The sequence below is a fragment of the Mycobacterium sp. NGS41 genome (assembly GCF_059812725.1).
Genome location: NZ_JCALDF010000015.1, coordinates 1 through 24,562 on the forward strand (window position 1 = coordinate 1; position 24,562 = coordinate 24,562).

The 24,562-nt window shown below is 67.3% G+C and carries 21 protein-coding genes and 1 pseudogene; 10 read left to right on the top strand and 12 right to left on the bottom strand.

The window, feature by feature from the left end; all coding sequences use genetic code 11:
• Positions 1-137: 137 nt before the first annotated feature.
• Positions 138-1,685 (bottom strand): leucyl aminopeptidase, encoded by a 1,548-nt coding sequence (locus AC5Y21_RS15115; RefSeq protein ID WP_499913269.1) that lies wholly within the window; start codon positions 1,683-1,685, stop codon positions 138-140.
• A 20-nt stretch (positions 1,686-1,705) separates the two neighbouring features.
• Positions 1,706-2,821: an adenylate/guanylate cyclase domain-containing protein gene (locus tag AC5Y21_RS15120; RefSeq protein ID WP_499913270.1), complete on the bottom strand. Its 1,116-nt coding sequence runs from the start codon at positions 2,819-2,821 to the stop codon at positions 1,706-1,708.
• Between the two features lie 44 nt (positions 2,822-2,865).
• Here AC5Y21_RS15120 and gcvT point away from each other — a divergent pair, with 44 nt between their 5' ends.
• Positions 2,866-3,969, top strand: a complete 1,104-nt coding sequence (gene gcvT / locus AC5Y21_RS15125; protein ID WP_499913271.1) for a glycine cleavage system aminomethyltransferase GcvT — start codon at positions 2,866-2,868, stop codon at positions 3,967-3,969.
• A 56-nt stretch (positions 3,970-4,025) separates the two neighbouring features.
• Complete coding sequence (locus AC5Y21_RS15130; RefSeq protein WP_499913272.1) at positions 4,026-5,132, top strand: branched-chain amino acid aminotransferase; 1,107 nt, start codon at positions 4,026-4,028, stop codon at positions 5,130-5,132.
• Between the two features lie 9 nt (positions 5,133-5,141).
• Here the strand turns inward: AC5Y21_RS15130 and AC5Y21_RS15135 are convergent, their stop codons facing one another.
• Entirely contained in the window at positions 5,142-6,671 is a 1,530-nt protein-coding gene (locus AC5Y21_RS15135; RefSeq protein WP_499913273.1) for a flavin-containing monooxygenase, read from the bottom strand.
• A 140-nt stretch (positions 6,672-6,811) separates the two neighbouring features.
• On the opposite strand from AC5Y21_RS15135, the gene AC5Y21_RS15140 reads away from it, so the two are divergent.
• Positions 6,812-8,050: an Rv1453 family transcriptional regulator gene (locus AC5Y21_RS15140; RefSeq protein ID WP_499913274.1), complete on the top strand. Its 1,239-nt coding sequence runs from the start codon at positions 6,812-6,814 to the stop codon at positions 8,048-8,050.
• A 5-nt stretch (positions 8,051-8,055) separates the two neighbouring features.
• On the opposite strand, the gene AC5Y21_RS15145 is transcribed toward AC5Y21_RS15140, so the two are convergent.
• The 4 genes from AC5Y21_RS15145 to AC5Y21_RS15160 are packed head-to-tail and all read right to left on the bottom strand — an operon-like array spanning position 8,056 to position 11,143.
• Positions 8,056-8,802, bottom strand: a complete 747-nt coding sequence (locus AC5Y21_RS15145) for an adenosylcobinamide-GDP ribazoletransferase (protein WP_499913275.1) — start codon at positions 8,800-8,802, stop codon at positions 8,056-8,058.
• The gene (cobT, locus tag AC5Y21_RS15150; RefSeq protein WP_499913408.1) at positions 8,799-9,884 is read right to left on the bottom strand and encodes a nicotinate-nucleotide--dimethylbenzimidazole phosphoribosyltransferase; all 1,086 of its coding nucleotides are present in this window, start codon (positions 9,882-9,884) and stop codon (positions 8,799-8,801) included. Before cobT ends, AC5Y21_RS15145 begins: the two co-directional genes overlap by 4 nt.
• The gene (locus tag AC5Y21_RS15155) at positions 9,881-10,429 is read right to left on the bottom strand and encodes a bifunctional adenosylcobinamide kinase/adenosylcobinamide-phosphate guanylyltransferase (RefSeq protein WP_499913276.1); all 549 of its coding nucleotides are present in this window, start codon (positions 10,427-10,429) and stop codon (positions 9,881-9,883) included. The genes cobT and AC5Y21_RS15155 overlap by 4 nt, the downstream gene beginning before the upstream one ends.
• A gap of 27 nt (positions 10,430-10,456) precedes the next feature.
• Positions 10,457-11,143 (bottom strand): DUF3043 domain-containing protein, encoded by a 687-nt coding sequence (locus AC5Y21_RS15160; protein ID WP_499913277.1) that lies wholly within the window; start codon positions 11,141-11,143, stop codon positions 10,457-10,459.
• 193 nt (positions 11,144-11,336) lie between these two features.
• Here AC5Y21_RS15160 and AC5Y21_RS15165 point away from each other — a divergent pair, with 193 nt between their 5' ends.
• Positions 11,337-12,413, top strand: a complete 1,077-nt coding sequence (locus AC5Y21_RS15165) for a glycerate kinase family protein (protein WP_499913410.1) — start codon at positions 11,337-11,339, stop codon at positions 12,411-12,413.
• Positions 12,414-12,501: 88 nt separating this feature from the next.
• The gene (locus AC5Y21_RS15170; RefSeq protein WP_499913278.1) at positions 12,502-12,858 is read left to right on the top strand and encodes an iron-sulfur cluster assembly accessory protein; all 357 of its coding nucleotides are present in this window, start codon (positions 12,502-12,504) and stop codon (positions 12,856-12,858) included.
• Between the two features lie 19 nt (positions 12,859-12,877).
• Here the strand turns inward: AC5Y21_RS15170 and AC5Y21_RS15175 are convergent, their stop codons facing one another.
• Entirely contained in the window at positions 12,878-13,555 is a 678-nt protein-coding gene (locus AC5Y21_RS15175; protein WP_499913279.1) for an Rv0361 family membrane protein, read from the bottom strand.
• 203 nt (positions 13,556-13,758) lie between these two features.
• Between AC5Y21_RS15175 and AC5Y21_RS15180 the strand changes: the two genes are divergently transcribed.
• Positions 13,759-14,733: a carbohydrate kinase family protein gene (locus AC5Y21_RS15180; protein ID WP_499913280.1), complete on the top strand. Its 975-nt coding sequence runs from the start codon at positions 13,759-13,761 to the stop codon at positions 14,731-14,733.
• A gap of 351 nt (positions 14,734-15,084) precedes the next feature.
• On the opposite strand, the gene asnB is transcribed toward AC5Y21_RS15180, so the two are convergent.
• Positions 15,085-17,052, bottom strand: a complete 1,968-nt coding sequence (asnB, locus tag AC5Y21_RS15185; RefSeq protein WP_499913281.1) for an asparagine synthase (glutamine-hydrolyzing) — start codon at positions 17,050-17,052, stop codon at positions 15,085-15,087.
• 218 nt (positions 17,053-17,270) lie between these two features.
• Between asnB and ctaC the strand changes: the two are divergent.
• From ctaC to AC5Y21_RS15205, 4 genes and pseudogenes are all read left to right on the top strand, one after another.
• A pseudogene (ctaC, locus tag AC5Y21_RS15190) lies at positions 17,271-18,367 on the top strand (aa3-type cytochrome oxidase subunit II).
• Between the two features lie 8 nt (positions 18,368-18,375).
• Complete coding sequence (locus tag AC5Y21_RS15195) at positions 18,376-18,795, top strand: cytochrome c oxidase subunit 4 (RefSeq protein ID WP_499913282.1); 420 nt, start codon at positions 18,376-18,378, stop codon at positions 18,793-18,795.
• A 177-nt stretch (positions 18,796-18,972) separates the two neighbouring features.
• A complete protein-coding gene (locus AC5Y21_RS15200) occupies positions 18,973-19,878 on the top strand; it encodes an MmpS family transport accessory protein (protein WP_499913283.1) in 906 nt (301 codons plus the stop codon).
• Positions 19,878-20,504, top strand: a complete 627-nt coding sequence (locus tag AC5Y21_RS15205; RefSeq protein ID WP_499913412.1) for a DUF2561 family protein — start codon at positions 19,878-19,880, stop codon at positions 20,502-20,504. Before AC5Y21_RS15200 ends, AC5Y21_RS15205 begins: the two co-directional genes overlap by 1 nt.
• Positions 20,505-20,803: 299 nt before the next feature.
• Here AC5Y21_RS15205 and qcrB read toward each other — a convergent pair whose 3' ends face one another.
• From qcrB to qcrC, 3 genes are read right to left on the bottom strand one after another with little or no spacing between them, the layout of a single operon-like run.
• On the bottom strand, positions 20,804-22,462 hold the full coding sequence (qcrB, locus tag AC5Y21_RS15210) for a cytochrome bc1 complex cytochrome b subunit (protein ID WP_499913284.1): 1,659 nt from the start codon (positions 22,460-22,462) through the stop codon (positions 20,804-20,806).
• Positions 22,459-23,667, bottom strand: a complete 1,209-nt coding sequence (qcrA, locus tag AC5Y21_RS15215; protein ID WP_499913285.1) for a cytochrome bc1 complex Rieske iron-sulfur subunit — start codon at positions 23,665-23,667, stop codon at positions 22,459-22,461. Before qcrA ends, qcrB begins: the two co-directional genes overlap by 4 nt.
• On the bottom strand, positions 23,664-24,524 hold the full coding sequence (gene qcrC / locus AC5Y21_RS15220) for a cytochrome bc1 complex diheme cytochrome c subunit (protein WP_499913286.1): 861 nt from the start codon (positions 24,522-24,524) through the stop codon (positions 23,664-23,666). Before qcrC ends, qcrA begins: the two co-directional genes overlap by 4 nt.
• Between the last annotated feature and the right edge of the window lie 38 nt (positions 24,525-24,562).

A 24,562-nucleotide genomic window follows, 5' to 3' on the forward strand; every position in this document is an offset into this window, starting at 1 on the left:
GGCGCCGATTCCCACCCGGGGTTCACAACGAAAGCCGTAGGTTCACAACGAAAGCCGCAGGTTCACAACGAAAGCCGTAGGTTCACGCCAGAAGCCCTGATTTCACGCTCAACGCCCGGAGCCCGAGGCGCGAGGCTTCAGCCGTTGCGCACGATGTCGTCGAGCACCGCGAACATCGTCCGGGCCGGCACGCCGGTGGCCCCCTTAGGGGTGTAACCCCATGCGCTGCCGGTGTTGTATGCCGGCCCTGCCACGTCGATGTGTGCCCAGGCGACTCCGTCGGCGACGAATTCGCGCAGGTACACCCCGGCGACCAGCATCCCTGCGAAGCGCTGACCGCTGACGTTGGCCAGGTCGGCCACCGTGGACTTCAGGTCGTCTTTGAGTTCGTCGGGCAGCGGCATCGCCCACCCGTTTTCGCCGACCCGCTGCGAGATCGCGGCGACGCGGTCGCGGAACTCGTCGCTGCCCATCACCCCGGGAATCCGGGCGCCCAACGCGACGGTCTGCGCCCCGGTCAGCGTGGATGTCTCGATGAGGTAGTCAGGGCGGTCCTCGCAAGCCCGAACGATCGCGTCGGCCAGGATCAGCCGGCCCTCCGCGTCGGTGTTGAGCACCTCGACCGTGGTCCCGCCGTACTGTGTCAGCACGTCGCCGGGACGTTGCGCGGCGGCCGAGGGCATGTTCTCCGCCATCGGCACGGTCGCGATCACGTCGATCGGGAGCTCCAGTTGCGCGGCCAGTGCCACGGTCGCGATGACGGCGGCGGCCCCGCCCATATCCGAGGTCATGTGGTGCATCGACGCGGCCGGTTTGATCGAGATGCCGCCGGTGTCAAAGGTGATGCCCTTTCCGACCAGCGCCACTTTCTTCGCCTGCTTGGGGCTCTTGGCCAGCCGCGAACCGCGGTGGATCAGCCGCACCAGCCGCGGCGGCCGCGACGAGCCCTGCCCGACGCCGATGACCCCGCCATAGCCGGCTTTGCGCAGCGCCTTGTCGTCGAGCACCTCCACGTCAAGGCCGACGGCTTCACCTAAAGCCTTTGCCCGCTTTGCGAATTCGGCAGGAAACAGATGGCTGGGCGGTGTGTTCACCAAGTCGCGGGCGGTGGCGACCGCGGTCGCGACGGCCGCGCCGTGCTCGCTCTGTTTCTTGGCGTCCTTGGCGGTGGACAACACCGTGATGCTGCGCAGCCCGTTTTCTTTCGGCGCGGTCTTGGCGCTGCGGAACGAGCTGAACCGGTAGGCGCCCAGGATCAGCCCTTCGACGACGGCCGAGCAGACGTGTTCGCCGGGCAGCTCGCCCAGCGTGGTGAGCACCGTCTCGGCGTTGCCGAGTGACCGCGCGGCCACACCGGCGGCGCGGCGGATGGTGTCCGACGGCCACTCGTAGCGAGGCTTACCCAGGCCGACCGTCAGCACGCTGCCCACCGGCAGCGACGGCACCACCAGCCGGTGCACCTGCTCGTTGGCGCCGGTGGCGTCCAGCGCTCGCAGGCCGGCTTCGATCTCGGCCACCACATCGGCGGTCAGGAACGGCTCAGCCGAGGCGACGACCGCGCCCGGCCGGTCGTCTTCGCCGGTCGAGACGACCGGCACTAGCAAGACCGAAGAACCCACACCGCGCTTGGGCAGCGATGTGGCGACGGTAACGGTGGGTGATCGGTAGCCCGCTTCGGTGGTCACGTCGAATCACCCTAGCCACTTCAGCCGGGCTCGGCGTCGACAGCGTCCCCGCTGTGCAGCTCGAAGGCGGTCACTGGGGCGTCAAAACCCTTGAGGGTCAACGGGCCATGCGCTTTGGCGGGCCATTCGGGCAATTGATCGCGCAACTTCGACGAGGCGAGGATCTGACACGGCGCCGCTGCCGCCACCAGACGCGCAGCCAGGTTGACCGGGCTGCCGAAGTAGTCGCCATTGATGGCCAGCACCGTGCCGTAGGCAAGGCCGGCCCGGACTTGCAGACCCTCCTCGCGTCCCCGCGGATGGTCCACGAGATCGACCGCCGCCTGCGCAAGGCGCTCCGGCGACCCGCATACCCACATCACCTCGTCGCCGATGAACTTGACCACCCGGCCACCGTCGGCATGCACCACCTCTGAGACGGTGCCGGCGAATTCGTTGAGTAGGTACGACAATTCCGCGGGGGCAAGCGCCTGAGTGAGCGCAGTGAAGCCGGACAGATCCGCAAAACCGACGCCACACACCACGCTTGCCGTCGTGTCGCGAAGGACGCCCTCGAAGTGGGTGCGTGCGCTGATCAGGTGGTGACGGTGGACAACGTCAATCAATGCCCCGATTCGCGGGACGAACTCCGCGACGGCGCGGTAGGCCTGTGCCGTGGCGAGCTCGTCGTGGGTGTATGTCATCTGGATGTCCGGCGTCCCGGCGCGGATCACTGTCGACTCGGCCTCCGCGAGCCGGGACATCGTGGCACCGAGCACCCGCAGCATGCCGAACGCGCCGTCCTCGCCCACCACCGATTTGATCGCGACCCAGGTCGCCAGGGCGTCGACGTCGGCCTGGCTGAGCACCGGGATGTCGGGACCGGCAGCCGTCAAGCCGAGCAGAGTCCACACGTGCGCGACCTCCTCGGGCGTCACTCCGAGTTGTTCGGCCGCGGCCTCAAAGGTGTAGATCGGCCGTCCCGACCACGACAGGACATCCCCGGCGAGCCCGAACAGCCGTCCGCGCTGTTCGGCTTCGGCCATCTCTTCGACGGTGAAGCCGAGGTCGTCCAGGTACTTGATCAGGTCGGTACGTTCGCGCGGATTCGCGATTCCGGCCGCCTCGAGCGCGTCGAAGTCCAAGTGGTCGGACATCTGCCTAAGTCTGCCAGCATTGCCGCTCGATTAGGGTGGGCGCGGTGAGCGACCACCCGCAGCACGGACCGCTGGAAGAGCGTCATCGAGAGCTGGGCGCGAGTTTCGCCGAGTTCGGCGGCTGGCTGATGCCGGTGTCGTATGCCGGTACCGTCAGCGAGCACAATGCCACCCGCAACGCCGTCGGCCTGTTCGACGTCAGCCACCTCGGCAAGGCTTCGGTACGCGGGCCTGGTGCGGCGCGGTTCGTCAACTCCGCGCTCACCAACGACCTGGGCCGCATCGGGCCGGGCAAGGCTCAATACACACTGTGCTGCACCGAATCCGGCGGCGTCATCGACGACCTGATCGCCTACTACGTCGACGACGACGAGATCTTTCTGGTCCCCAACGCCGCCAACACCGCCGCCGTGGTCGACGCGCTGCAGGCCGCCGCTGAAGCCGGGTCTGAATTGACCATCACCAATCAGCACCGCGACTACGCGGTACTGGCTGTGCAGGGCCCACGATCAACCGACGTGCTGGACGCGCTGGGTTTGCCGACCGAGATGGACTACATGGGTTACGCCGACGCCTCCTACTCGGGAGTGCCGGTACGCGTCTGCCGCACCGGCTACACCGGCGAACACGGCTACGAGCTGCTGCCGCCATGGGAAACCGCGGGTGTGGTGTTCGACGCGCTGGTGGGCGCGGTATCCGACGCCGGCGGCGAGCCGGCCGGCCTGGGTGCCCGCGACACGCTGCGCACCGAGATGGGCTATCCGCTGCACGGGCACGAGCTTTCGCTGGACATCTCGCCACTGCAGGCCCGTTGCGGGTGGGCGGTCGGCTGGAAGAAGGACGCGTTCTTCGGCCGCGACGCGCTGCTGGCCGAGAAGGAGGCGGGGCCGCGGCGGCTGCTGCGGGGGCTGCGCATGGCCGGTCGCGGCGTGTTGCGGCAGGGGCTGACGGTGTTGGCCGGCGACGTGCCGGTCGGGGTCACCACGTCGGGGACGTTCTCGCCGACCCTGCAGGCCGGGATCGGGCTGGCGCTGATCGACACCGAAGCCGGCGTCGAGGACGGCCAGCAAATCATCGTCGACGTGCGCGGCCGTCCCGTCGAGTGCGAAGTGGTGCGCCCACCTTTCGTCGCCGTGAAGACCCGATAGCGGTCCGCAATTTGCACCGCAAAAACCCATTGGCACGCGGAGATACAATCAGCGCCATGACCAGCGGCTCCCTAGAGTTCACGGTTTTGCCCGCCGCAAATCCGGCGACCGACGCCGAACGTGAATCGATCCTGGCCGACCCTGGATTCGGCAAATACCACACCGACCACATGGTTTCGATCGACTACCTGGAGGGACCAGGCTGGCACAACGCGCAAATCGTCGGCTACGGCCCGATCCAGCTGGATCCGTCGGCGATCGTGCTGCACTACGCCCAGGAAGTGTTCGAGGGACTCAAGGCCTACCGCTGGGCGGACGGGTCGATCGTGTCGTTTCGTCCGGACGCCAACGCCGCCAGATTGCGGTCGTCGGCCCGCCGGCTGGCGATTCCCGAACTGCCCGACGAGGTCTTCATCGAAGCGCTGCGCCAGCTCGTCGCCGTCGACAACGCCTGGGTGCCCCCGGCCGGCGGCGAGGAGGCGTTGTATCTGCGGCCATTCGTCTTCGCCACCGAGCCGGGGCTGGGGGTACGGCCGTCCAAGCAGTACCGGTACCTGCTGATCGGCTCGCCGGCCGGGGCATATTTCAAGGGAGGCATCAACCCGGTCACCGTCTGGGTGTCGACGGAGTATGTGCGGGCCAGCCCAGGGGGCACCGGCGCGGCCAAGTTCGGCGGCAACTACGCCGCATCGCTGATCGCTCAGGCCGAAGCCACCGAACACGGATGCGACCAGGTGGTGTGGCTGGACGCCGTCGAGCGCCGTTTCGTCGAAGAGATGGGCGGGATGAACATCTTCTTCGTGTTCGGCAGCGGCGGGTCGGCGCGGCTGGTCACGCCCGAGCTGTCCGGCTCGCTACTGCCCGGCATTACCCGGGATTCGTTGCTGCAGTTGGCCACTGACGCCGGATTCGCCATCGAGGAACGCAAGATCGACATCGACGAGTGGCAGAAGAAGACCGCGGCCGGGGAGATCACCGAGGTGTTCGCCTGCGGTACCGCCGCGGTCATCACGCCGATCGGGCAGGTGAAGTACGGCGACAGCGAGTTCACCATCGCCGACGGCCAATCCGGCGAAGTGACGATGGCGCTGCGCGACACCCTGACCGGTATCCAGCGGGGCACCTTCGCCGACACCCACGGCTGGATGACGCGGCTGGGCTAGCACCCTCGGTTAGGCCGGCACCGTCTCGGCGCGGGCGGCCACAGTGGCGGTGGCGGTCGCTGTGGCGGCGGCCAGCCTCAGGTGAGGATCGACGACGGAGCCGTTGCGCAGCAGCTGTACGTCGGTGTGGTAGCCCATCGACGTCAGCCAGGGTTGCCCGGCGCCCTGACGCGGCAGGTCGTTCACGGCGCGCTGGACGTATCCGGCGGCGAAGTCCATCAACGGCCGCGTCTCCATGTTCGGATCGTCGAGCTCGGGGCGAGCGATGTCGTATCGGTTGGCATCCATGTGGGTCAGCAGCCGGCAGAAAAGCTCGCACAGCAGGCCGATCTTGAGCGTCCACGACGAGTTGGTGTAGCCGATGGCGTAGGCGAAGTTCGGTACGCCGCTGAGCATCATGCCCTTGTAGGCCACGGTGTCGGGCAGATTGATCGGTTGACCGTCGACGGTCAGCGACATGCCGCCGAAGGCCTGCATGTTCAATCCCGTGGCGGTCACGATGATGTCGGCGTCGAGCACGCGTCCGGATTCCAGCCGGATACCCGTCTTGGTGAACGTCGCAATCCGGTCGGTGACCACCGAGGCACTGCCATTGCTGATCGCCGCGAACAGGTCGGAGTCGGGCACCGCGCACAGCCGCTGGTCCCACGGGTTGTACGCCGGGCTGAAGTGCTCGTCTACCGGATATCCCTTCGGTAGTTGTCTGGCGTTGAACCGACGGATCAGCCGCCGTGCCATGCCCGGGTACTTCTGGCAGAAGTCGTATACGAACCGCTGTTTGGCAATGTTCTTGCGACGGGCCAGCGCGTAGCCACGCCTGTCGCCGAGCACCTTCTTGGCGGTATTGGCGAAGACGTCCTTGGACGGCACCGGCATGATGTAGCTCGGCGAGCGCTGCAGCATGGTGACGTGCCCGGCGCGCTCGGCCATCGCGGGCACCAGCGTGACGGCCGTGGCGCCGCTGCCGATGATGACAACCTTCTTGCCGGTGTAGTCGAGGTCCTCGGGCCAGTGCTGCGGGTGCACGATCTGACCGGCGAAGTCGTCGCGGCCCTCGAAGTGCGGGGTGTAGCCCTGGTCGTAGCGGTAGTAGCCGCCGGCGCAGAAGATCCAGTTGGCTGTGATTTGACTCAGTTCTGCACCGCCTCTGTCGGTCCGCTCGATGTCGATGACCCAGCGCGCGTCGGCGCTCGACCAGGCCGCGCCCAGGACCTTGTGGTGGAACCGGACCTTGTCGTCGATGCGATTCTCGGCGGCGGTTTCCCGCAGATAGGCCAGGATTTTGTCGGCGGTGGCGATGGCGTGGTCGTCGCGCCACGGCTTGAACTCGTAGCCGAAGGTGTGCAGGTCGGAGTCGGAGCGAATGCCGGGATAGCGGAACAGGTCCCAGGTGCCGCCGGTGGCACCACGCGCCTCCAGGATCGCGTAGCTGCGGCCCGGATGCTGCTGCTGCAGGTAGTAGGCAGCGCCGATGCCGGAGATCCCGGCGCCGATGATCACTACGTCAAGGTATTCGGCGTGGCTGGCTGGGTGGCCCATGAGTGTCTCCTGCGGTGGTGGGGGAAGCTTCAACGAGGTTGAATAGATCGTCTCGTTTCAGACCGCGCCAACCAAGGGCGAATCAACTCAATTCACTCGAAGTAGTAGTGCATATTGCACCACAGTCCTAACGTGGGGAGATGCCAGCGAACGCTCCCCACAAAGCTCCATCCGCGCCGGTCAGGGAGCTGATCCGGCGGTGCGCCCAAATCACCGTCAACGCGCGCCCGGAATGGCTCGAAGAACTCGACACGGCCGTGCTCGCGGCCACCCCGGCAATCGCCGCCGACCCTGAGCTCGCAGCGGCAGTGGGTCGCAGCAATCGCGCCAACTTGTACTTCTGGGCAACCGCCAACGTGCGCGATCCCGGGGCGCCCGTGCCGGCGAACACCGGGACCGAACCGATGGCCATCGCGCGCGAACTGGTCCGGCGCGGACTCGACGCGTTTTCGCTCGACGCGTACCGCGTCGGCGAAGGAGTGGCCTGGCGGCGGCTGATGGAGATCGCGTTCGAACTGACCTCCGACCCGATCGAACTGCACGAACTGCTCGACGTGTGCTCGCGCTCGATCAGCTCGTTCATCGATGCCACCCTGGCGGGCATCGCGGCGCAGATCGACGTGGAACGCGACGAGCTCACCCGCGGTACACATGCCGCACGGCGTCAAACCGTCGCGCTACTGCTCGACGGCGCCCCCATTCCGCTCCGCCGCGCCGAGACCCGGCTCGGTTATGCGTTGACCGGCACCCACACCGCGGCGGTCATTTGGAGCGACGACCCCGACGGGGACGCGAAGTGGCTCGACCGCGCCGTCGAGGCCGTCACGCGGGCGGCCGGCGCGGGTCGATCGCTGAGCGTGCAGGCCAGCACAGCGACGCGGTGGGTGTGGGCGCCCGGTACGGTGGCCAACACCCAGCGCCTCACCGACGCGGTATCGCAGTTGACCAGCCCTGCCCGCGATGTCCGCATCGCCGTCGGTTCGACTGCCGACGGTGTCGAGGGGTTCCGGCGCAGTCACTTTGACGCCCTCACCACCCAGCAGATGATGGCCCGACTGCATTCGTCGCAACAGCTCGCGTTCTTCGCAGACATCCAGCTGGTCTCGCTCGTCACCGCCGACGCCGACCGAGCCGCGGGGTTCGTCAAACACGTGCTCGGGGACTTCGAATTCGCCGGCCCTGAATTGCATTCCGCGGTAAGGACGTTCATTGCCGAGCAGTGCAACGCGTCGCGGGCCGCGGCCCGTCTCTACACCCACCGCAACACGTTGCTGCGCCGGTTGGCGCGAGCCGACGAACTCCTTCCCAGGCCATTGGCCGAACGCACGGTAGACGTCGCCGTGGCGCTCGACGTGCTGCGCTGGCGCGGTAGCCGCTGATCGGCTCAGTGCACGGTGAGGGCCGCCAACCCCAGCGCACTCACCGTCGTGGTGAGCTCGATTGCGGCGCCCAGCACGTCGCCGGTGATACCGCCGAACCGTCGCACGCAGTGCGCGACCAAACCTGCGCCGCAGCAGAGCGCCACCAGCACCGCAACCGGCCCCTGCCACGGTCGCGGGCCGACCAGCACCGCAACGGCCAGCAGCACCGCGAGCCAACCCACCACCGCCGGCGCGGACTGGGTGCCGGCGACCCGGCCACCCAGGGCGCTGCCGTCGGCCGCCGGCACCGACCGCCGGCACGCCAGCACCGCGGCCACCCGTCCGGCGAACACCGACAGAAAGATTTCAGGGATTCCCGTCGCGGCCAACCTGGAGAACGCCAATCCCTGCAGCACGATCACCAACACGACCGCCGCTACCCCGAACGGGCCGGTAGACCCGTCGCGCATCACGGCCAGCGCCGGCTGTGGCGGCCCGTAGCAGCCCAGCCCGTCGGCTGTATCGGCGACGCCGTCGATGTGCAGGCCCCGGGTGACGAGCAGCAGCACCGTCACCGCAAGCAAGCCGGAAAGCGGGCTGGAGCCAAACGCATGCACCCCGGCCCACGACACGCCAGCAGCCAGACCGCCCAGTGCGGCGCCGACCACCGGCAGCGCGGTCATGCCGCCGCGGCCCATCTGGCTGTCCGCGGCACGCGGCACCGGCAGCACCGTTGCGAAAGCGAAAGCCGCTGCCAGCGAACGCATCACGACGGATGCGCGTCCGAAGCAGCGTCTCCAGCAGGGGAAGAGACCCCCGCCTCCTGGAAGGTCGCCATCCCCGACAGCGCGGCCACCGCGCCGCGCAGCACCGGCAGCGCCACCGCGGCGCCGGTGCCCTCGCCCAGCCGCATGCGCAGGTCCACGATCGGGTCCAGCGCGATCGACGCAAGCGCCAGGCTGTGCCCCGGCTCGGTGGACCGGTGACCAGCCTGCCACCACAGCCGGGCGCCCGGCGCGAGCCGCTCGGCGACCAGCGCGGCGGCCGTCACCGCCATGCCGTCCAGCAGCAGGGGGGTACGCCGAACGGCGGCCTGGGCGCAGAAACCCGCCATCGCGGCCAGGTCCGCCCCGCCGCAGCAGCGCAGCAACCCGATCGGGTCGTGCAACAGCGGTCGCGCCCGGAACAGCGCATCGCGCACGGCCGCCGTTTTTCGTGCCCAGCCGGCGTCGTCGATCCCAGTCCCCAAGCCGACCACCGCGACCGGCTCGGAGTTCGTCAGCGCCGCCACCAGAACCGCCGCGGGAGTGGTGTTGCCGATCCCCATGTCGCCGGCGATCAGCAGGTCGGCTCCGCCGTCGACCTCCTCGTCGGCGATCCGCTGGCCGGCCTCGATCGCGCGGATGGTCTCGTCGTCGGTCAGTGCGTCCTCGACGGCGATATCGCCGCTGCTGCGCCGCACCTTGTGGGCGGCGATCTGTTCCGACACTGCCTCCCAGTCCGACGGGACGTCCACGGCCAGGTCCGCGACCCGCACCGTCGCGCCGGCGACACCCGCCAGGGCGTTGATCGCCGCCCCGCCGCCGTCGATGTTGGCGACCATCTGGGCGGTCACTTCCGGCGGATAGGCCGACACCCCGGACCGGGCGACACCGTGGTCGCCGGCGAACACCACTACCCGCGCCCGCTGGAAATCCCGCGGCGGGCACTGGCCCTGACACGACGCCACCCAGATCGCCAGTTCCTCCAGGCGGCCCAGCGCGCCCTTCGGCTTGGTCAGCCTGTCCTGGCGGGCGCGGGCGGCTGCGGCGGCGTCCGTATCCGGGGGCTCTACCGGCGGGAATTCCATCAGGCTCCCGGCGGCTTGATCGGCACAGCCTGCCCGGCCACCACCAACACCACGCGGTCGCACGACGCTGCCATGCGCTGGTTAAGACTGCCCAGTTCGTCGGCGAACCGGCGCCCGGAGGCGGTGGCCGGAACCACGGTCAAGCCGACTTCCGGGCTGACCACCATCAGCGTCGAACCGAACGTGCTGACCGCGGCAATCATGTCGTCGATCGTCTGATGGACCGGAACAGCCGCCGAGCTGTCCTCCCAGGCGTGGTGGCGGTCCAGCACGCTGGTCAGCCAGGCGCCGAGATCGTCGACCAGCGTCGGGATGCCCGGTGATTGCCGCAATTGTGTTGCGATGTCGTCGGTTTCGACCGTCGACCAATGCGCGGGCCGGCGGTCGCGGTGCTTGGCGACCCGCTGCGCCCACTCCGCGTCAGCCGGGCCACCCAGCCGCGAGGCGAGGTAACAGACCGGCTGGTCGGGTGCCAGTGATTCGGCGATGGCTTCTTCTGCCCACCGGGATTTGCCCGACCTGATCCCACCGAGCACCAGGGTGCGCACTGGGGTCAGACGGCTTTCGCCGCGCTTTTAACCGACATCGGCGCCGCGCTTGACTTGGGGCTTGGGTGCGCGCGTCCGGCGCAGCTGGGAAGCCCGGCTGGCGGCGTAAATACCCAGCTTCCAATGGCTTTCGGTGTTGGTCGGGAACTTCTCGTCGACCATCCTGTTGACTTTGCGGCCCAGGATGAACCCGTCGATACCCATCAGGGCCATCAGAACCAGCATCGCCGGGGACATGTAGAGCTGCAGCTGCGGGACCGCGAACATGATGAACAACAAGGCCAGGGCCGACGGCATGAACAGGCCCAGCACGTTGCGACGGGAATCGACGATGTCGCGTACGTAGCGGCGAATCGGGCCCTGGTCGCGCGGCAGCAGGTAGGCCTCTTCGCCGGCCATCATGCGCTCCCGGCGATCGCTGATCCGGGCCCGGCTGGCGGCCTTTTCCGCACGACGTTCCTCGCGGCTGAGCTTGGGGCCGGCCAGCGATTTGCGCCGCGCTCGCGCCTCGGCCGCTGTCATGGGCGCCGGTGCGACCGGGCCCTTTTTGGCGCCGCGCCTGGCGGCGTCGCGCTTGGGGGTGGGCCGGCCCTTGGGACCGGTGGTGCGCGACCCGCGCGCTGGAGCGACGACGGAACCGGCCGCAACGTCCTCGGACGGGAACGTTGCGTCCTGCCCCTCGTCTCGGTCCTTCTTGCGGCCCAGCAGCTTCACAGTCGCCAGGTTACTTCGCGGGTGGGCGAGCCCCAAATAGCCGTGGAGAGAGCCGGTATCGCGCATCGCCAGTGCGCCGTGTCGCTTGGCCCTAGTCTTACGGAGTAATGAACGGCTGCCCGTGAGCGACGACTCGATAGCGTCGGATCCTGCCGGTGCTGACCTTGCGCCGGGCCGCATCCAGCTGCCCGCAATGCGCGTCCTGGTGGCTCCCGACTGCTACGGCAACAGCCTGTCGGCGGTGCAGGCCGCCGCGGCCATCGCGACCGGGTGGAACCGGTCACGCCCGCGAGATCGGTTCATCGTCGCCCCGCAGTCCGACGGCGGACCGGGTTTCGTCGAGGTACTGGCCAGCCGGTTGGGGAAGGCGCGGCGACTGCGGGTATCAGGGCCGCAGGACAGGCCGGTGGACGCCAAATGGGTGTTCGACAAGGCTTCGTCGACCGCGTACCTGGAATGTGCGCAGGCCTGCGGTCTGACGCTGCTTGACGGGCCGCCGACGCCGAGGACCGCGCTGGCCACCCACAGCAGGGGAGTCGGGCAGCTCGTCGACGAGGCGCTGCGCGCCGGCGCGATCCGGATCGTGGTCGGGCTGGGCGGTAGCGCCTGCACCGACGGCGGACGGGGCATGATCGCCGAGCTCGGGGGTTTGGAGGCGGCCCGCGCGAAGCTGAGCAACGTCGAGCTGATCGCCGCGTCGGACGTCGAATACCCGCTGTTGGGGCCGTGGGGTGCGGCGCGGGTGTTCGCGCCGCAGAAGGGTGCCGACACCGCTGCCGTGGCGGCGCTCGAAGTCCGACTCGAGGGGTGGGCGCTGGAACTGGAAGACGTGGCCGGACGCGACGTGAGCGCCGAACCCGGCGCCGGTGCCGCCGGCGGCATCGGGGCCGGGCTGCTGGCGCTCGGTGGTCACGTCGCCTCCGGCGCGGCGATCATCGCCGAGCACACCAAACTGGGCGACGACCTGGTCGACGCGGACATGATCGTCACCGGTGAGGGCAGGTTCGACGAGCAGTCCCTGCACGGCAAGGTGGTCGGCTCGCTGGCCGACGCCGCCATTCCGCTCGGAATTCCGGTGATCGTGCTGGCCGGACAGGTGAGTGTGGGCAAATCCACATCGCGAGCGGCGGGCATCATGTCTGCCCTGTCGATCGCCGAATACGCCGGTTCAGTGGGATTGGCGCAGGCCGATGCGGCCAACCAGCTGATGGGATTGGCGTCCGAGGTAGCGGCGCGACTCGGGAATAGCGGTTCAGCAGGGTACCGTTGAGGAAGTGGGCCGCGCCCAGTGCGCAAGCTATGAACGCCGCGCGGACCCGCCCACACTGGGACCCACCCAAGAGCATGTAGGAGAAGCAATGACGGTGCAGAACGAGACCAGCGCCAAGACCCACGGCGTGCTTCTGACCGAGGCCGCCGCTGCCAAGGCGAAGTCCCTGCTGGATCAGGAAGGCCGAGACGACCTGGCGCTGCGTATCGCGGTTCAACCGGGCGGGTGCGCCGGGCTGCGCTACAACCTCTTCTTCGACGACCGGACGCTGGACGGCGATCTGACCGCGGAGTTCGGTGGGGTGACCTTGACGGTCGACCGGATGAGTGCGCCTTACGTGGAAGGCGCGTCCATCGACTTCGTGGACACCATCGAAAAGCAGGGCTTCACTATCGACAACCCCAACGCCGGCGGCTCCTGCGCCTGCGGGGACTCGTTCAACTGACCTGCCGGCCTAACCGGGGCTAGTAGGAGCCCGCACCGCGCGGTATGTAGGAACACACCGAGATCTGGCCGCGCTGGAAAAGCAACTGCGCAAGGCCTTGCGTCTCCGGGCGCGTCGGGCCGCCGATCGCCGGCGCTGCCCGCATGCTGAACAACACCTGGGCCTGATACTGCGACAGGTAGACGATCTTGTCGATCGAGGTGACCTCGATATGGGAGAACTGCTTGCGGAATGCGTCGCTGGTCGCCTTGGCCAGGGCCTGGTCGGACCGGCGGTCGCGCACGCCGTCGTAAATGCCGCACAGCGCGTTGCGGGAGATGGTCTCGATGTCGCGGTGCTCGAGTGCGTCCAGGTAGCCCTGGATCGCCGTTTTGACCGTTGCTTCGGAGAAGGTGGAGCCGGTGTTGGCGCCGTTGGTGCGGACGCCGTAGACGATCGCCGCCGTCATGACCGCCACCAGCGCCGCGATCACCAGCAACCCGATGATCAGCCGCTTGGGCCGACGGCTCGGATAGGCCACCGCGGGTGGCAGCTGCTCGGGATAGGCGAGCGGAGGTGGCGCAGCGCCGTTGGGCGGGTTGGTCGCGAATGTCGGCTCGGTCGCGATGAACTCGGTGCGCGCGGGGCCCGGGGAGTCGGGCTTGGGGTAGCGGGGTCCGTCAGCGCCGATTGGGTTCGGCGGGTGCGGACCTGCCATTGTGATTCTCCTACGGTGGGGGATGGGGCATGAGTGGTTGCCGCCCAAAGGATGGAGTTCCGGCAACCAGGTGAGCTCTGTAGGCAGGCTAGCGCACGACCCGCCGCCGGCCTTCGAGGCAGCCTCAGACGCAGCCGGGCGAACCGCGCGGTTGAGATCCGTAGGTAGGCTAGACGGCCTTACTAACGAAGGGTGGATTTTTCGTGACGATCGCGGTGACTGGTTCGATTGCGACCGACCATCTGATGCGGTTTCCCGGCCGTTTCTCCGAGCAGCTGCTGGCCGATCACCTGCAGAAGGTCTCACTCAGCTTCCTGGTCGATGACCTGGTGATTCATCGCGGTGGGGTGGGCGGCAACATCGCCTTCGCCATCGGCGTGCTGGGCGGGGACGTCGCGCTGGTCGGTGCGGCAGGCGACGACTTCGGCGACTACCGCAGCTGGCTGGAAGCGCACCACGTCAACTGCGACAACGTGCTGGTCTCCAAGACCGCGCACACAGCACGTTTCGTCTGCACCACCGACGTGGACATGGCCCAGATCGCGTCGTTCTATCCGGGCGCCATGTCGGAGGCCCGCGACATCTCCCTGGCCGACGTGGTGTCCTCCATCGGCAAGCCCGAGCTGGTCATTATCGGGGCCAACGACCCGGAGGCGATGGTGGTGCACACCGAAGAGTGCCGCAAGCTCGGATTGCCGTTCGCCGCCGACCCGTCCCAGCAGTTGGCGCGTCTGTCCGGCGAGGAGATCCGCAAGCTCATCGACGGCGCCACCTACCTGTTCACCAACGACTACGAATGGGACCTGCTGCTGTCCAAGACCGGGTGGTCGGAGGCCGACGTGATGGCTCAGGTCGACCTGCGGGTGACGACATTGGGCGCCAAGGGCGTGGACATCGTCGAGCGCGACGGCAGCAGCGTCCACGTCGGTGTGGTGCCCGAGACCAGCCAGACCGACCCCACCGGTGTAGGCGACGCGTTCCGCGCGGGGTTCCTGACTGGACGAAGCGCCGGTCTGAGCCTGGAGCGTTCGGCGCAGCTCGGCTCGCTGGTGGCGGTGCTGGTGCTGGAATCGACCGGAACGCAGGAGTGGGAGTGGGACCGTGAGGTCGCGACTCCTCGGCTGGCGGGCGCGTTCGGCGATGACGCTGCCGCCGAGATCGCCGCGGCGCTGGCTTAGCTTTGCGTCTGCTCGGGCAGTCGCGCGTGTGCGCGCGCGTCGACTCGGGCCGTCGCCCGCCTGCGCGCGCCGTCGCCCGCGTCGACTCGGCATCGAGCGTGAGCCCAGGGCGTTGGTTGTGAGCCCACGGCGTTGACTGTGAACTGAGGGCTTCCGCTGTGCGTCCAGGGCGCGAAAATCGCGCAGATTCAACCGCGAGTTCACGCGCGAAGCCCTGAGTTCACGCGCAACGCCCTGGGCTCACGCGCGACGCCCAGAGTTCACGCGCAACGCCCTGGACTCACCCGCAAAGCCCTGTACTCACGCGCAACGCCCTGAGTTCACGCGCAAACCCTGCGCTACACCCCGGACCTACAACTCGACCGGGTACTCCGGCTCGCTGATCTGCGGAACCACACTGTGCTCGACGAAAATCGCGTACCACAGCATGAAAATCAGCAGCGTCCACAGTCGGCGGCTGTGATCGGTGGTGCCGCATCGGTGTTCGTCGAGCATCCGGCGCACCGCGGCGATGTCGACCAGGTTGACCACATCACTGCCCTGCGACCCGTCCACCATCGCGTACGCCCACTCCAGCAGTTCGCCGGTGCGCAGCCAATGCCGAATCGGCACTGGGAACCCCAGCTTGGGCCGCTGCAGCACATGCGCCGGCACGATCGGCTCCAAGGCCCGTCGCAGCGCGTACTTGGTGGTGGTGCGGGTGATCTTGGCCGCTACCGGCAACCGCGACGCCACAGCGAACACCTCGGGATCCAAAAATGGCACCCGCAGTTCCAGGGAGTTGGCCATCGTCATCTTGTCGGCCTTGACCAGGATGTCGCCGCGCAGCCAGGTGAACAGGTCGATGTGCTGCATGCGGGCCACCGGATCCCAGCCGGCCGACGCGGCGTACACCGACGCTGTCACATCGGTGTGGGTCCAGTCCGCCCGGAATCCGGGCAGCACGTCGCGCAACTGCAGGTCCGAGAAGCTGCGGGCATTGCCGTAGTAGCGCTCCTCGAGCGTCTGTGATCCGCGGTGCAGCAGGCTCTTGCCGCGCATGCCCTCGGGCAGCGGCTTGGACACCCTGCCCATCGAGCGTCGCAGCGACGCCGGCAGATAGTCGAAAGGTTTCAACGACAGCGGCTCGCGGTAAATCGTGTAGCCGCCAAACAACTCGTCGGCGCCTTCGCCGGAAAGCACCACTTTGACGTGCTTACGCGCCTCGCGGGCCACGAAGAACAGCGGGACCAGCGCCGGGTCGGCGACGGGCTCGTCGAGGTACCAGACGATCTCGGGCAGGGCGGCGACGAACTCGTCGGGCTTCACCACCTTGGCGATGTGGCGGGCGCCGATCGCCTCCGCCGAAGCCACCGCGACGTCGATCTCGGAGAATCCCTCACGCTCGAAACCGGTGGTGAAGGTGATCAGCCGCGGGTTGTGCCGGATGGCCAGGGCCGCGATCGCCGTGGAGTCGATCCCGCCGGACAAAAATGCGCCGACGGTGACGTCAGCACGCATGTGCTTGGCGACGGAGTCTTCCAGCACCGCGGTGATCTCGTCGTAGCGCGCCTGCTCGGTGTCGCGGGTGATCGGCACCGCGGCGAATCGCGGCCTGAAGTACCGGGTGATTTCGGGGGCCAGCCCGGGCCGGATCCGCGCATAGCACCCTGACTCCAGCCGGCGCACCCCGCGATGCAGCGTTTCGGGCTCCGGCACGTACTGCAAAACGGTGTAGTGCTGCACGGCCCGCAGGTCGATGTCGGTGTCGAATCCCACCAACTCGGCCAGATCCAGCAGACACTTCTTCTCGCTGGCCACCGCCGTGCCCCCGCTGCCGGTCGCCATAAACAGCGGCTTGATGCCGAACGGGTCGCGGGCACAAAACAGTTCGCGGTTGACGGTGTCCCACAGCGCGAACGCGAACATGCCGCGTAGCCGCGTCAGGACATCGGTGCCCCAATAGTGATAGCCGGCGACGATGGCCTCACCGTCGCCGTCGGTGGCGAAAACTGCGCCGTGGCGGGTGCGCAGCTCGTCGCGCAGCTCGAGGTAGTTGTAGATCTCGCCGTTGAACACCAGGACGTAGCGGTCGGGCTTCTCCGGCGGCCCCCAGCGCAGCGGCTGGTGGGAGTGTGCGATGTCGATGAATGAGAGCCTGTTGAAGCCGAATACGACGGCCCCGTCAGCGTCGGGGTCGAACAACCCGCCGGGCTCGTCGGGCCCGCGGTGACGCATCAGGCGCAACGCGTGGACGATGGCCCCGTCGGCACCGTCGGCGGGGACCGGCCCGGCAGCCTCGGCGGCCGGAGCCGCCAGGAAGGCCAGCAGTCCACACACGGCGCCCCAGTATGCCGCATTCGGGGTGCTAGTCGCCCTTCGAGTGCCCTTCGGCTGGCCTGCACTCGAGGCATCAGCGCGTCGTTGGGGCACACATCGTCGCCCTCCGAGACGGCGTGGTCTACGCTGCGTAGTATTCGCATCCGAGTTAGCCGACGGTTCCCGCCGCAGCCGGGCCAGCTCCCGTCGACCCAGCTTGTGATACAGGAGGCGCCAACGTGACACGTCGCGAGCTAGGCCGTTCGCAATGCTTGTCGCAGGGTAGGTTTCAGCGCCTTTCGGGCGGCGCGGCAGGCGCGAGAGTCCGCCGGCTGGCGCTTGTCGCCACACTGGGTGTGCTGGCTATCACCCTGAGCGGGTGCAGCTGGGAGGACGCGCTGGCGATGGGTTGGCCGAGGGGCATCACCCCGGAGGCCCACCTGAACCGCGAGCTGTGGATCGGCGCGGTGATCGCCTCCCTGGTCGTCGGCGTCATCGTGTGGGGCCTGATCTTCTGGGCGGCCGCCTTCCACCGTAAGAAGGCCGACAGCCCCGACTTTCCGCGCCAGTTCGGCTACAACATGCCGTTGGAGCTGACGCTCACCGTGTTGCCGTTCATCGTCATTTCGGTGTTGTTCCTCTACACCGTGATCGTGCAGGAGAAAATCCTGCATCTGGCCAAGGACCCCGAAGTCGTCATCGACGTCACGTCCTTCCAGTGGAACTGGAAGTTCGGTTATCAGCGGGTGCATTTCAAGGACGGCCAGGACTACAACGGCGCCGACGAGGCCAAGAAGAAGGCTATGACGTCCAAGCCGGACGGCAAGGACGAGCACGGCGAGGAGCGCGTCGGGCCGGTGCGCGGGCTCAACACCGAGGACCGGACCTACCTGAACTTCGACGAGGTCGAAACGCTGGGAACCAGCACCGAGATTCCGGTGCTGGTGCTGCCCTCCGACACGCGCATCGAGTTCCAGCTGAATTCGACGGACGTCGTCCACGCGTTCTGGGTGCCGGAATTCCTGTTCAAGCGCGACGTGATGCCCAACCCCGAGGCGAACAACTCCATCAACCGCTTCCAGGTCGAGCGGATCACCAAGACCGGGCCATTCGTCGGTCACTGCGCCGAGATGTGCGGCACGTACCACTCGATGATGAACTTCGAGGTCCGCGTGGTGACGCCGGACAAGTTCAAGACCTACCTGCAGCAACGGATCAAGAACAAGGCCATGACCAACGCCGAGGCCCTGCAGGCGATCGGCGAACCACCACTCGCGCAGACCACCCACCCGTTCGAAACTCGCCGCGGCGAACTGACCCGGAGCCAGTAGGTTAGGACACGCAATGCATATCGAAGCGAGGCTGTTCGAGTTCATCGCCGCGTTCTTCGTCATCTCGGCGGTGTTGTACGGGGTGCTGACTTCGATGTTCGCCACCGGCGGCGTGGAGTGGGCGGGCACCACCGCACTGGCGCTCACCGGCGGCATGGCGTTGATCGTGGCCACCTTCTTCCGATTCGTCGCGCGCCGCCTGGACACCAGGCCTGAGGACTACGAGGGTGCTGAGATCAGCGACGGCGCAGGGGACTTGGGGTTCTTCGCGCCACACAGCTGGTGGCCGATTCTCATCGCGCTGTCCGGCTCGGTGGCGGCGACCGGCATCGCGCTGTGGCTGCCCTGGCTCATTGTCGCCGGCGTGGTGTTCATCCTCGCCTCGGCGGCCGGGCTGGTGTTCGAGTACTACGTCGGGCCGGAGAAGCACTGATCGGCGTCCCGAAGGTCACAATCAGGACATCAGTTGATCAGTGGCCAGTTTGCCCAGACTTAATTGCCCTGGCCGGTTCGGTAGGGTTTGCCGAAGGACAATGAGAATCTCCCGAGCACGTGCGCACCGATGCCGCCGCGAAGCCCCGGGTGATGCAGTTGGACAGGGCAGACGAACATGAGCGGGCCGAATCCTCCCGGGCGGGATCTTGACGAACCCGATGCCGTCGGCAAACACAGCGCCGAAGTGGACTCCGGCAGCAGCGAGCCCGAAGGCGAGCTGGAGCCCATAGACGAGGCCGACGACGATGCGGCCGATCACACCGGTCAGACCGACATTCACTCGCGGGCCTACTCGGCCCCGGAGTCCGAGCAATTCATCAGTGGCCCGTACGTACCGGCTGACCTCAAGCTCTACGACTACGACGACTACGACGGCTCGTCCGACCTGATCGACGAACGCGCCGCGCCGCGCTGGCCGTGGGTGGTCGGCGTCGCGGCTATTCTGGCCGCGATCGCACTCGTGGTCTCGGTGTCGCTGCTGGTCACGCGGACCGACACCAGCCAAGTCGCCACCCCAGGTACATCGTCGACGTCCGTGGTGCCCCCTCAGGACGAAATAACCACCTCCAAACCGCCGTCGCCGTCGTCGACGCCGCCTTCTACCGAAATCTCGACGTCAACGGAGACCCAGACAGTGACGGTGACGCCGTCGCCATCGGCGGCCCCGCCGCCAACGAGCGCCGCACCGCCGCCGGCGAGCACACCAGCGGCGGTGGTCCCACCGGTCCCCCCGACCACCACGCCGACCGGTCCGCGGCAAGTCACGTACTCGGTGACCGGCACCAAGGCGCCGGGCGACATCATCACGGTGACCTATGTGGACGCGTCGGGTCGGCGGCGGACCCAGCACAACGTGTACATCCCGTGGTCGATGACGGTGACGCCGATCTCGCAATCCGATGTCGGCTCGCTCGAGGCGTCCAGTCTTTTCCGGGTCAGCAAGCTCAACTGCACGATCACCACGAGCGAGGGAACGGTGTTGTCAGCCAACGCCAACGACGCATGGCAGACGAGCTGCTGATGGTCAGTAGGTACTCCGCATACCGGCAAGGGTCGGACAGCATTCCGCCGGACGTAGTCGATCGCATTCTGATCGGGGCGTGCGCAGCGGTCTGGCTGCTCTTGGTGGGCGTGAGCGTCGCCGCCATCGTCGCGCTGACCGATCTGGGTCGCGGCTTTCACAAAGCGGCGAGGGCCACCCACACCCCATGGATCCTGTACGTCGTCATCGTCGTCTCCGCGCTGATCATCGCGGGTGCGATCCCGATATTGTTGCGGGCGCGCCGGATGGCCCACGACGAGCCGGTCGCCGGGCCGACAGCCGCGTCGGCACGCACGACGGTGGTCAGGCAGCCGGCCAGTTCCGGGTACCCGACCGCACGCAGCGCGGCAGATCGGGGGCGCCACGTCGTCGACGGATGGTCAGGCGCGGCCGTGGACCGCATCTGGATGCGTGGCGCGGTCGCGCTGACGGGCACGATGGGAGTAGCGCTGATAGCGGTGGGGGTGGCCACCTACCTGATGGCCGTCGGTCACAACGGCGCGTCCTGGGTCGGCTACACGTTGGCCGGCCTGATCACCGCGGGAATGCCGGCGCTCGAGTGGATACACGTTCGCCAGCTGCGTCGCGTCGTCACCGTGCACTAGCCGCGCAGTCCGTCGACACCCACCGTGAGGCGGGCCGCATTCATGGTTTCGAGCATTGGGTGTGAAGCCTGGGCCTTGCGCGTGAATCGTTGGCTTTGGGTGTGCAACGTGGGCGGAAAAATCGCCCGACTGGCACCAGGATTTCACAGCGGACGCCCTGGCTTCACGCTCAACGCCGACGATTCACGCTCAACGCCGACGATTCACGCTGGAAACCAACGATTCACGCTCAACGCCAACGATTCACGCTCAACGCCGTCAGCACCGACTGGACGCGCAAGTACGCGTGAAAACCAGGTCTAGTGCTCGCCGTGCTCGCCGTTGGGCGAGCCGTTGATGCTCTCCTGGTGATCGCGCAGTGCGGTGAGCGCACGATGCTCGGCGGCGTGTGCCGCCTCGCGCAGCGCTGCGTCCTCGGACGCCGGGTCGGCGAACATGAAGCTGCCGCTGCCGGGCGACCCGCCCGACCCCAGCTTGTTCATGCGCTTGGGAACCGGAGCGCCCTGGTATTCCAGCGGCAGCGGGTGACCGTGGCCGTCGACCGGGCCGAGCGGCTGGTGCAGCTCGATGTAGGCCCCGTGCGGCAGCCGCTTGATGATGCCCGTCTCCACCCCGTGCTCGAGCACCGAGCGGTCGCTGCGCTGCAGCCCGATGCACCACCGATAAGTGATGAAGTAAACGAACGGCGGCAGGATCACCATGCCGATGCGCCCGATCCACGTCGTCGCGTTCAGCGAGATGTGGAACTTCAGCGCGATGATGTCGTTCATCGCGGCCAGCGTGAGCACCATGTAGAAGCTGATCGCCATGGCGCCCACGGAGGTGCGGACCGGGGCATCGCGGGGGCGCTGCAGCAGATTGTGGTGCGCATAGTCACCGGTGAACCGCTTCTCCAGGAACGGATAGACGATCAGCAGGATGAAAATCAGCCCCATGAGCAACGCGACCCAGACCGGGGCGGGAATGGTGTGGTGCCAGAAGTAGAACTCCCACGGCGGCCAGATACGGGCCAGGCCCTCGGTCCACATCATGTAGAAGTCGGGCTGCGAACCGGCCGACACCTGAGATGGCTTGTAGGGGCCCAGGTTCCAGATGGGGTTGATCTGCAGCAGGCCGCCCATCAGGCCCAGCACGCCCACGATCGTGGCGAAGAAGGCACCGGATTTGACCGCGAACACCGGCATCACCCGCACGCCGATCACGTTGTGCTCGGTGCGTCCCGGCCCTGGGAACTGGGTGTGCTTCTGGAACCACACCAACGCTAGGTGCATCCCGATCAGCGCCAGAATGATCGCCGGCAACAGCAGAATGTGCAGCGCATACAGCCGCGGGATCAAGATGTTGCCGGGGAAGTCGCCGCCGAACAGGAACCAGTGCAGCCAGGTGCCGATCACCGGCATGCCCAGCGTGATCGACGACAACGCGGCCCGCAGGCCGATACCTGAGAGCAGGTCGTCGGGCAGTGAATAGCCGAAGTAGCCCTCGAACATCGACAGGATCAGCAGCAGCGAGCCGATGACCCAGTTGATCTCGCGGGGTCTGCGGAATGCGCCGGTGAAGAAGATGCGTGCCAGGTGCACCATGATCGCCGCGGAGAACATCAAGGCGGCCCAGTGGTGAATCTGGCGTACGAACAGCCCGCCGCGGATTTCGAAGGAAATGTTGAGCGCCGACTCGTAGGCGCGCGACATCTCCACACCGCGCAGCGGTTGGTACACGCCGTTGTAGGTGACATCGACCATGGAGGGGTCGAAGAACAGCGTCAGGTACACGCCGGTGATCAGCAGCACGATGAAGCTGTACAGCGCGATCTCGCCCAGCAGGAACGACCAGTGGGTCGGGAAGACCTTGTTGAGCTGTCTGCGGACGGCCGCCGAGGGGTGGTAGCGCGTGTCGATGTCCTCGCCTTGGCGGGCCAGAACATCACCGATCTTCGGAGGACTGAGTTTTGGACTCATGTTGTTGTGCGCTCCCAAAATGCGGGTCCGACGGGCTCGGCAAAGTCACCGTTGGCGACCAGATACCCCTCGGTGTCGATGGTGATGGGCAGTTGCGCCAGTGCGCGGGCCGCGGGGCCGAATATCGGCCTGGCGTAGTGCAGTGCGTCGAACTGCGACTGGTGACACGGGCACAAGATCCGGTAGGACTGCTGCTCGTACAGCGACGACGGGCAACCCAGGTGCGAGCAGACCTTGGTGAAGGCGAAGAACTCGCCGAAGTTGAAGCTCTCCTGACCCTGGCGCTTGACCACCCTGGGCATGTCGCTGGGCCGGATCCGGATGAGCATCACAGGATTTCGGATACCCAACTTGATCCCGATCAGCTTTTCGTGGGATTCCGCGGTGGTGCCGTCGCCGTCAGATTTCCGCCACGGGAACACCGTCTCCATGCCGCCGGCGTCGATGTCCTCCGGGCGCATCGGGATGAACGGGGCCGAATCGTGGGAGCCGGTAGCCCGTGCCAGGTAGATGGTCTCGCCCTTGTAGCGCGGGGTCCAACCCGACGTCCACAGCACCGCTTTCTTGCCCTCGGCGGTGTCGACGACCGGCTTCCACGGGTTTTTGATCATGCCGCCGGCAAACGCCACCAGGGTGCCGAGGCCGAATGCGCCCAAGCCCATGCCCAGCGACAGTCCGACCAGCTTGCGCCGTCTGATCGTGGAGCCTTCGAGGGCGTTGGTCAGGTTCGCTACCACCGTCTTGCGATCGATCTCGCGGGACGCGCCGTCATGCCGTTCCTGGATCGAAATCTCTTCCGGGATAAACCGTTTCTGGTACAGGACGGCGCCGATGCCGATTGCCAGAATGGACAGCCCGAAAGTCAATCCGTACAGCGGAGTGGCCAGCGTGTAGAGGATGCTGCCGTGCTCCTCCTTCGGCTTGTACTCCCACGGCCAGAACAAGAAGACCACCAGCAGCGCCAGCCCGGCCGCACCGCCCAGCAAAAGCCATAGCGCCACGCCGCGCTCGGCGCGCTTCTCGGCCTTGGTGCCCTCGACGGGCCAGCGAGGGTCCTTGTAGACGGTCTCGACACCGTCGAGCTTGCCGCCCAGCGCCAGCAGTTCCTCGTTCGACATCGTGGCCAGCGCGGCTTCGTCGGGTTCCTGCGTCGAGCCGGCGTCCTTGTCGGTGTCCGAACCTTTCACCTCATCAACGTCGCTCACGAGCGCGCCCCAATCCACAACGTCAACCCAATGGCGGCGACCATGCCGATGATCCACATCGCCATGCCCTCCGGGGCCGGTCCGAAGCCACCGAGGCCGTAGCCACCCGGCTGACGCTCCTCGACGACCGTCCTGACGTAACCGATGATGTCCTTCTTGGCGTCCATCGACAGCTGGCGGTCGGAGAACTTGGGCATGTTTTGCGGGCCGGTCAGCATCGCGGTCAGGATCTGCTGTTCGTTGGCCGGTCCCAGGTCGGGTGCGTACTTGCCCGACGACAGCGCCCCGCCCTTTCCGGTGAAGTTGTGGCAGGACGCGCAGTTGAGCCGGAACAGGTCGCCGCCGCGGCCCAGGTCTTCGCCGCGCAGCGAACGCATCGCGAGGCTGCCGTCGGGGTTGCGCACTACCGAGGGCCCGCCGCCCTTGGACTGCACGTAGGCGCCGATCGCCTCGGTCTGCTCCTCGTCGAAGATCGGGTCCTTGCGCGCCGCCTGGGCCTCGCCGCGCATGGCGGGCATCCGGCCGGTGGACACCTGGAAGTAGACCGCGGCATCGCCGACGCCGATCAGGCTCGGCCCGTGGTCGGGCACGCCCTGCAGGTTGGCGCCGTGGCAAGACACGCAGGAGGTGTCGAACAGCTGTCGGCCTTTACGGATCGCGGCCTCGTTGTTCTCATCGGCGACGGCCACTTGCGGAGTGGGGGTAAGGACCGCCGCCAATCCCCCAGAAAAGGTCAGCGCTATCAGCAGCAGCAGGCCGCCGGACAGTCGGCGCTGCAGACGCCGACGAGAGCGGTCACTACGCCGCTGGTTTTGCGGTTTACGGCCACCGGCTCGGGTGAACCCCAGTTTCTTCAACCGAGAACTCCTGTTCATTCCTGTTCGGGCCTGTTCGG

Coding starts and splice junctions, on each gene's coding strand:
- qcrB (WP_499913284.1), bottom strand. CDS start 22,462: ATGAGTCCAAAACTCAGTCCTCCGAAGATCGGTGATGTTCTGGCCCGC.
- AC5Y21_RS15175 (WP_499913279.1), bottom strand. CDS start 13,555: ATGGCAGGTCCGCACCCGCCGAACCCAATCGGCGCTGACGGACCCCGC.
- AC5Y21_RS15140 (WP_499913274.1), top strand. CDS start 6,812: ATGCCAGCGAACGCTCCCCACAAAGCTCCATCCGCGCCGGTCAGGGAG.
- AC5Y21_RS15205 (WP_499913412.1), top strand. CDS start 19,878: ATGGTCAGTAGGTACTCCGCATACCGGCAAGGGTCGGACAGCATTCCG.
- AC5Y21_RS15165 (WP_499913410.1), top strand. CDS start 11,337: ATGCGCGTCCTGGTGGCTCCCGACTGCTACGGCAACAGCCTGTCGGCG.
- AC5Y21_RS15195 (WP_499913282.1), top strand. CDS start 18,376: ATGCATATCGAAGCGAGGCTGTTCGAGTTCATCGCCGCGTTCTTCGTC.
- AC5Y21_RS15120 (WP_499913270.1), bottom strand. CDS start 2,821: ATGTCCGACCACTTGGACTTCGACGCGCTCGAGGCGGCCGGAATCGCG.
- AC5Y21_RS15130 (WP_499913272.1), top strand. CDS start 4,026: ATGACCAGCGGCTCCCTAGAGTTCACGGTTTTGCCCGCCGCAAATCCG.
- AC5Y21_RS15135 (WP_499913273.1), bottom strand. CDS start 6,671: ATGGGCCACCCAGCCAGCCACGCCGAATACCTTGACGTAGTGATCATC.
- AC5Y21_RS15200 (WP_499913283.1), top strand. CDS start 18,973: ATGAGCGGGCCGAATCCTCCCGGGCGGGATCTTGACGAACCCGATGCC.
- AC5Y21_RS15170 (WP_499913278.1), top strand. CDS start 12,502: ATGACGGTGCAGAACGAGACCAGCGCCAAGACCCACGGCGTGCTTCTG.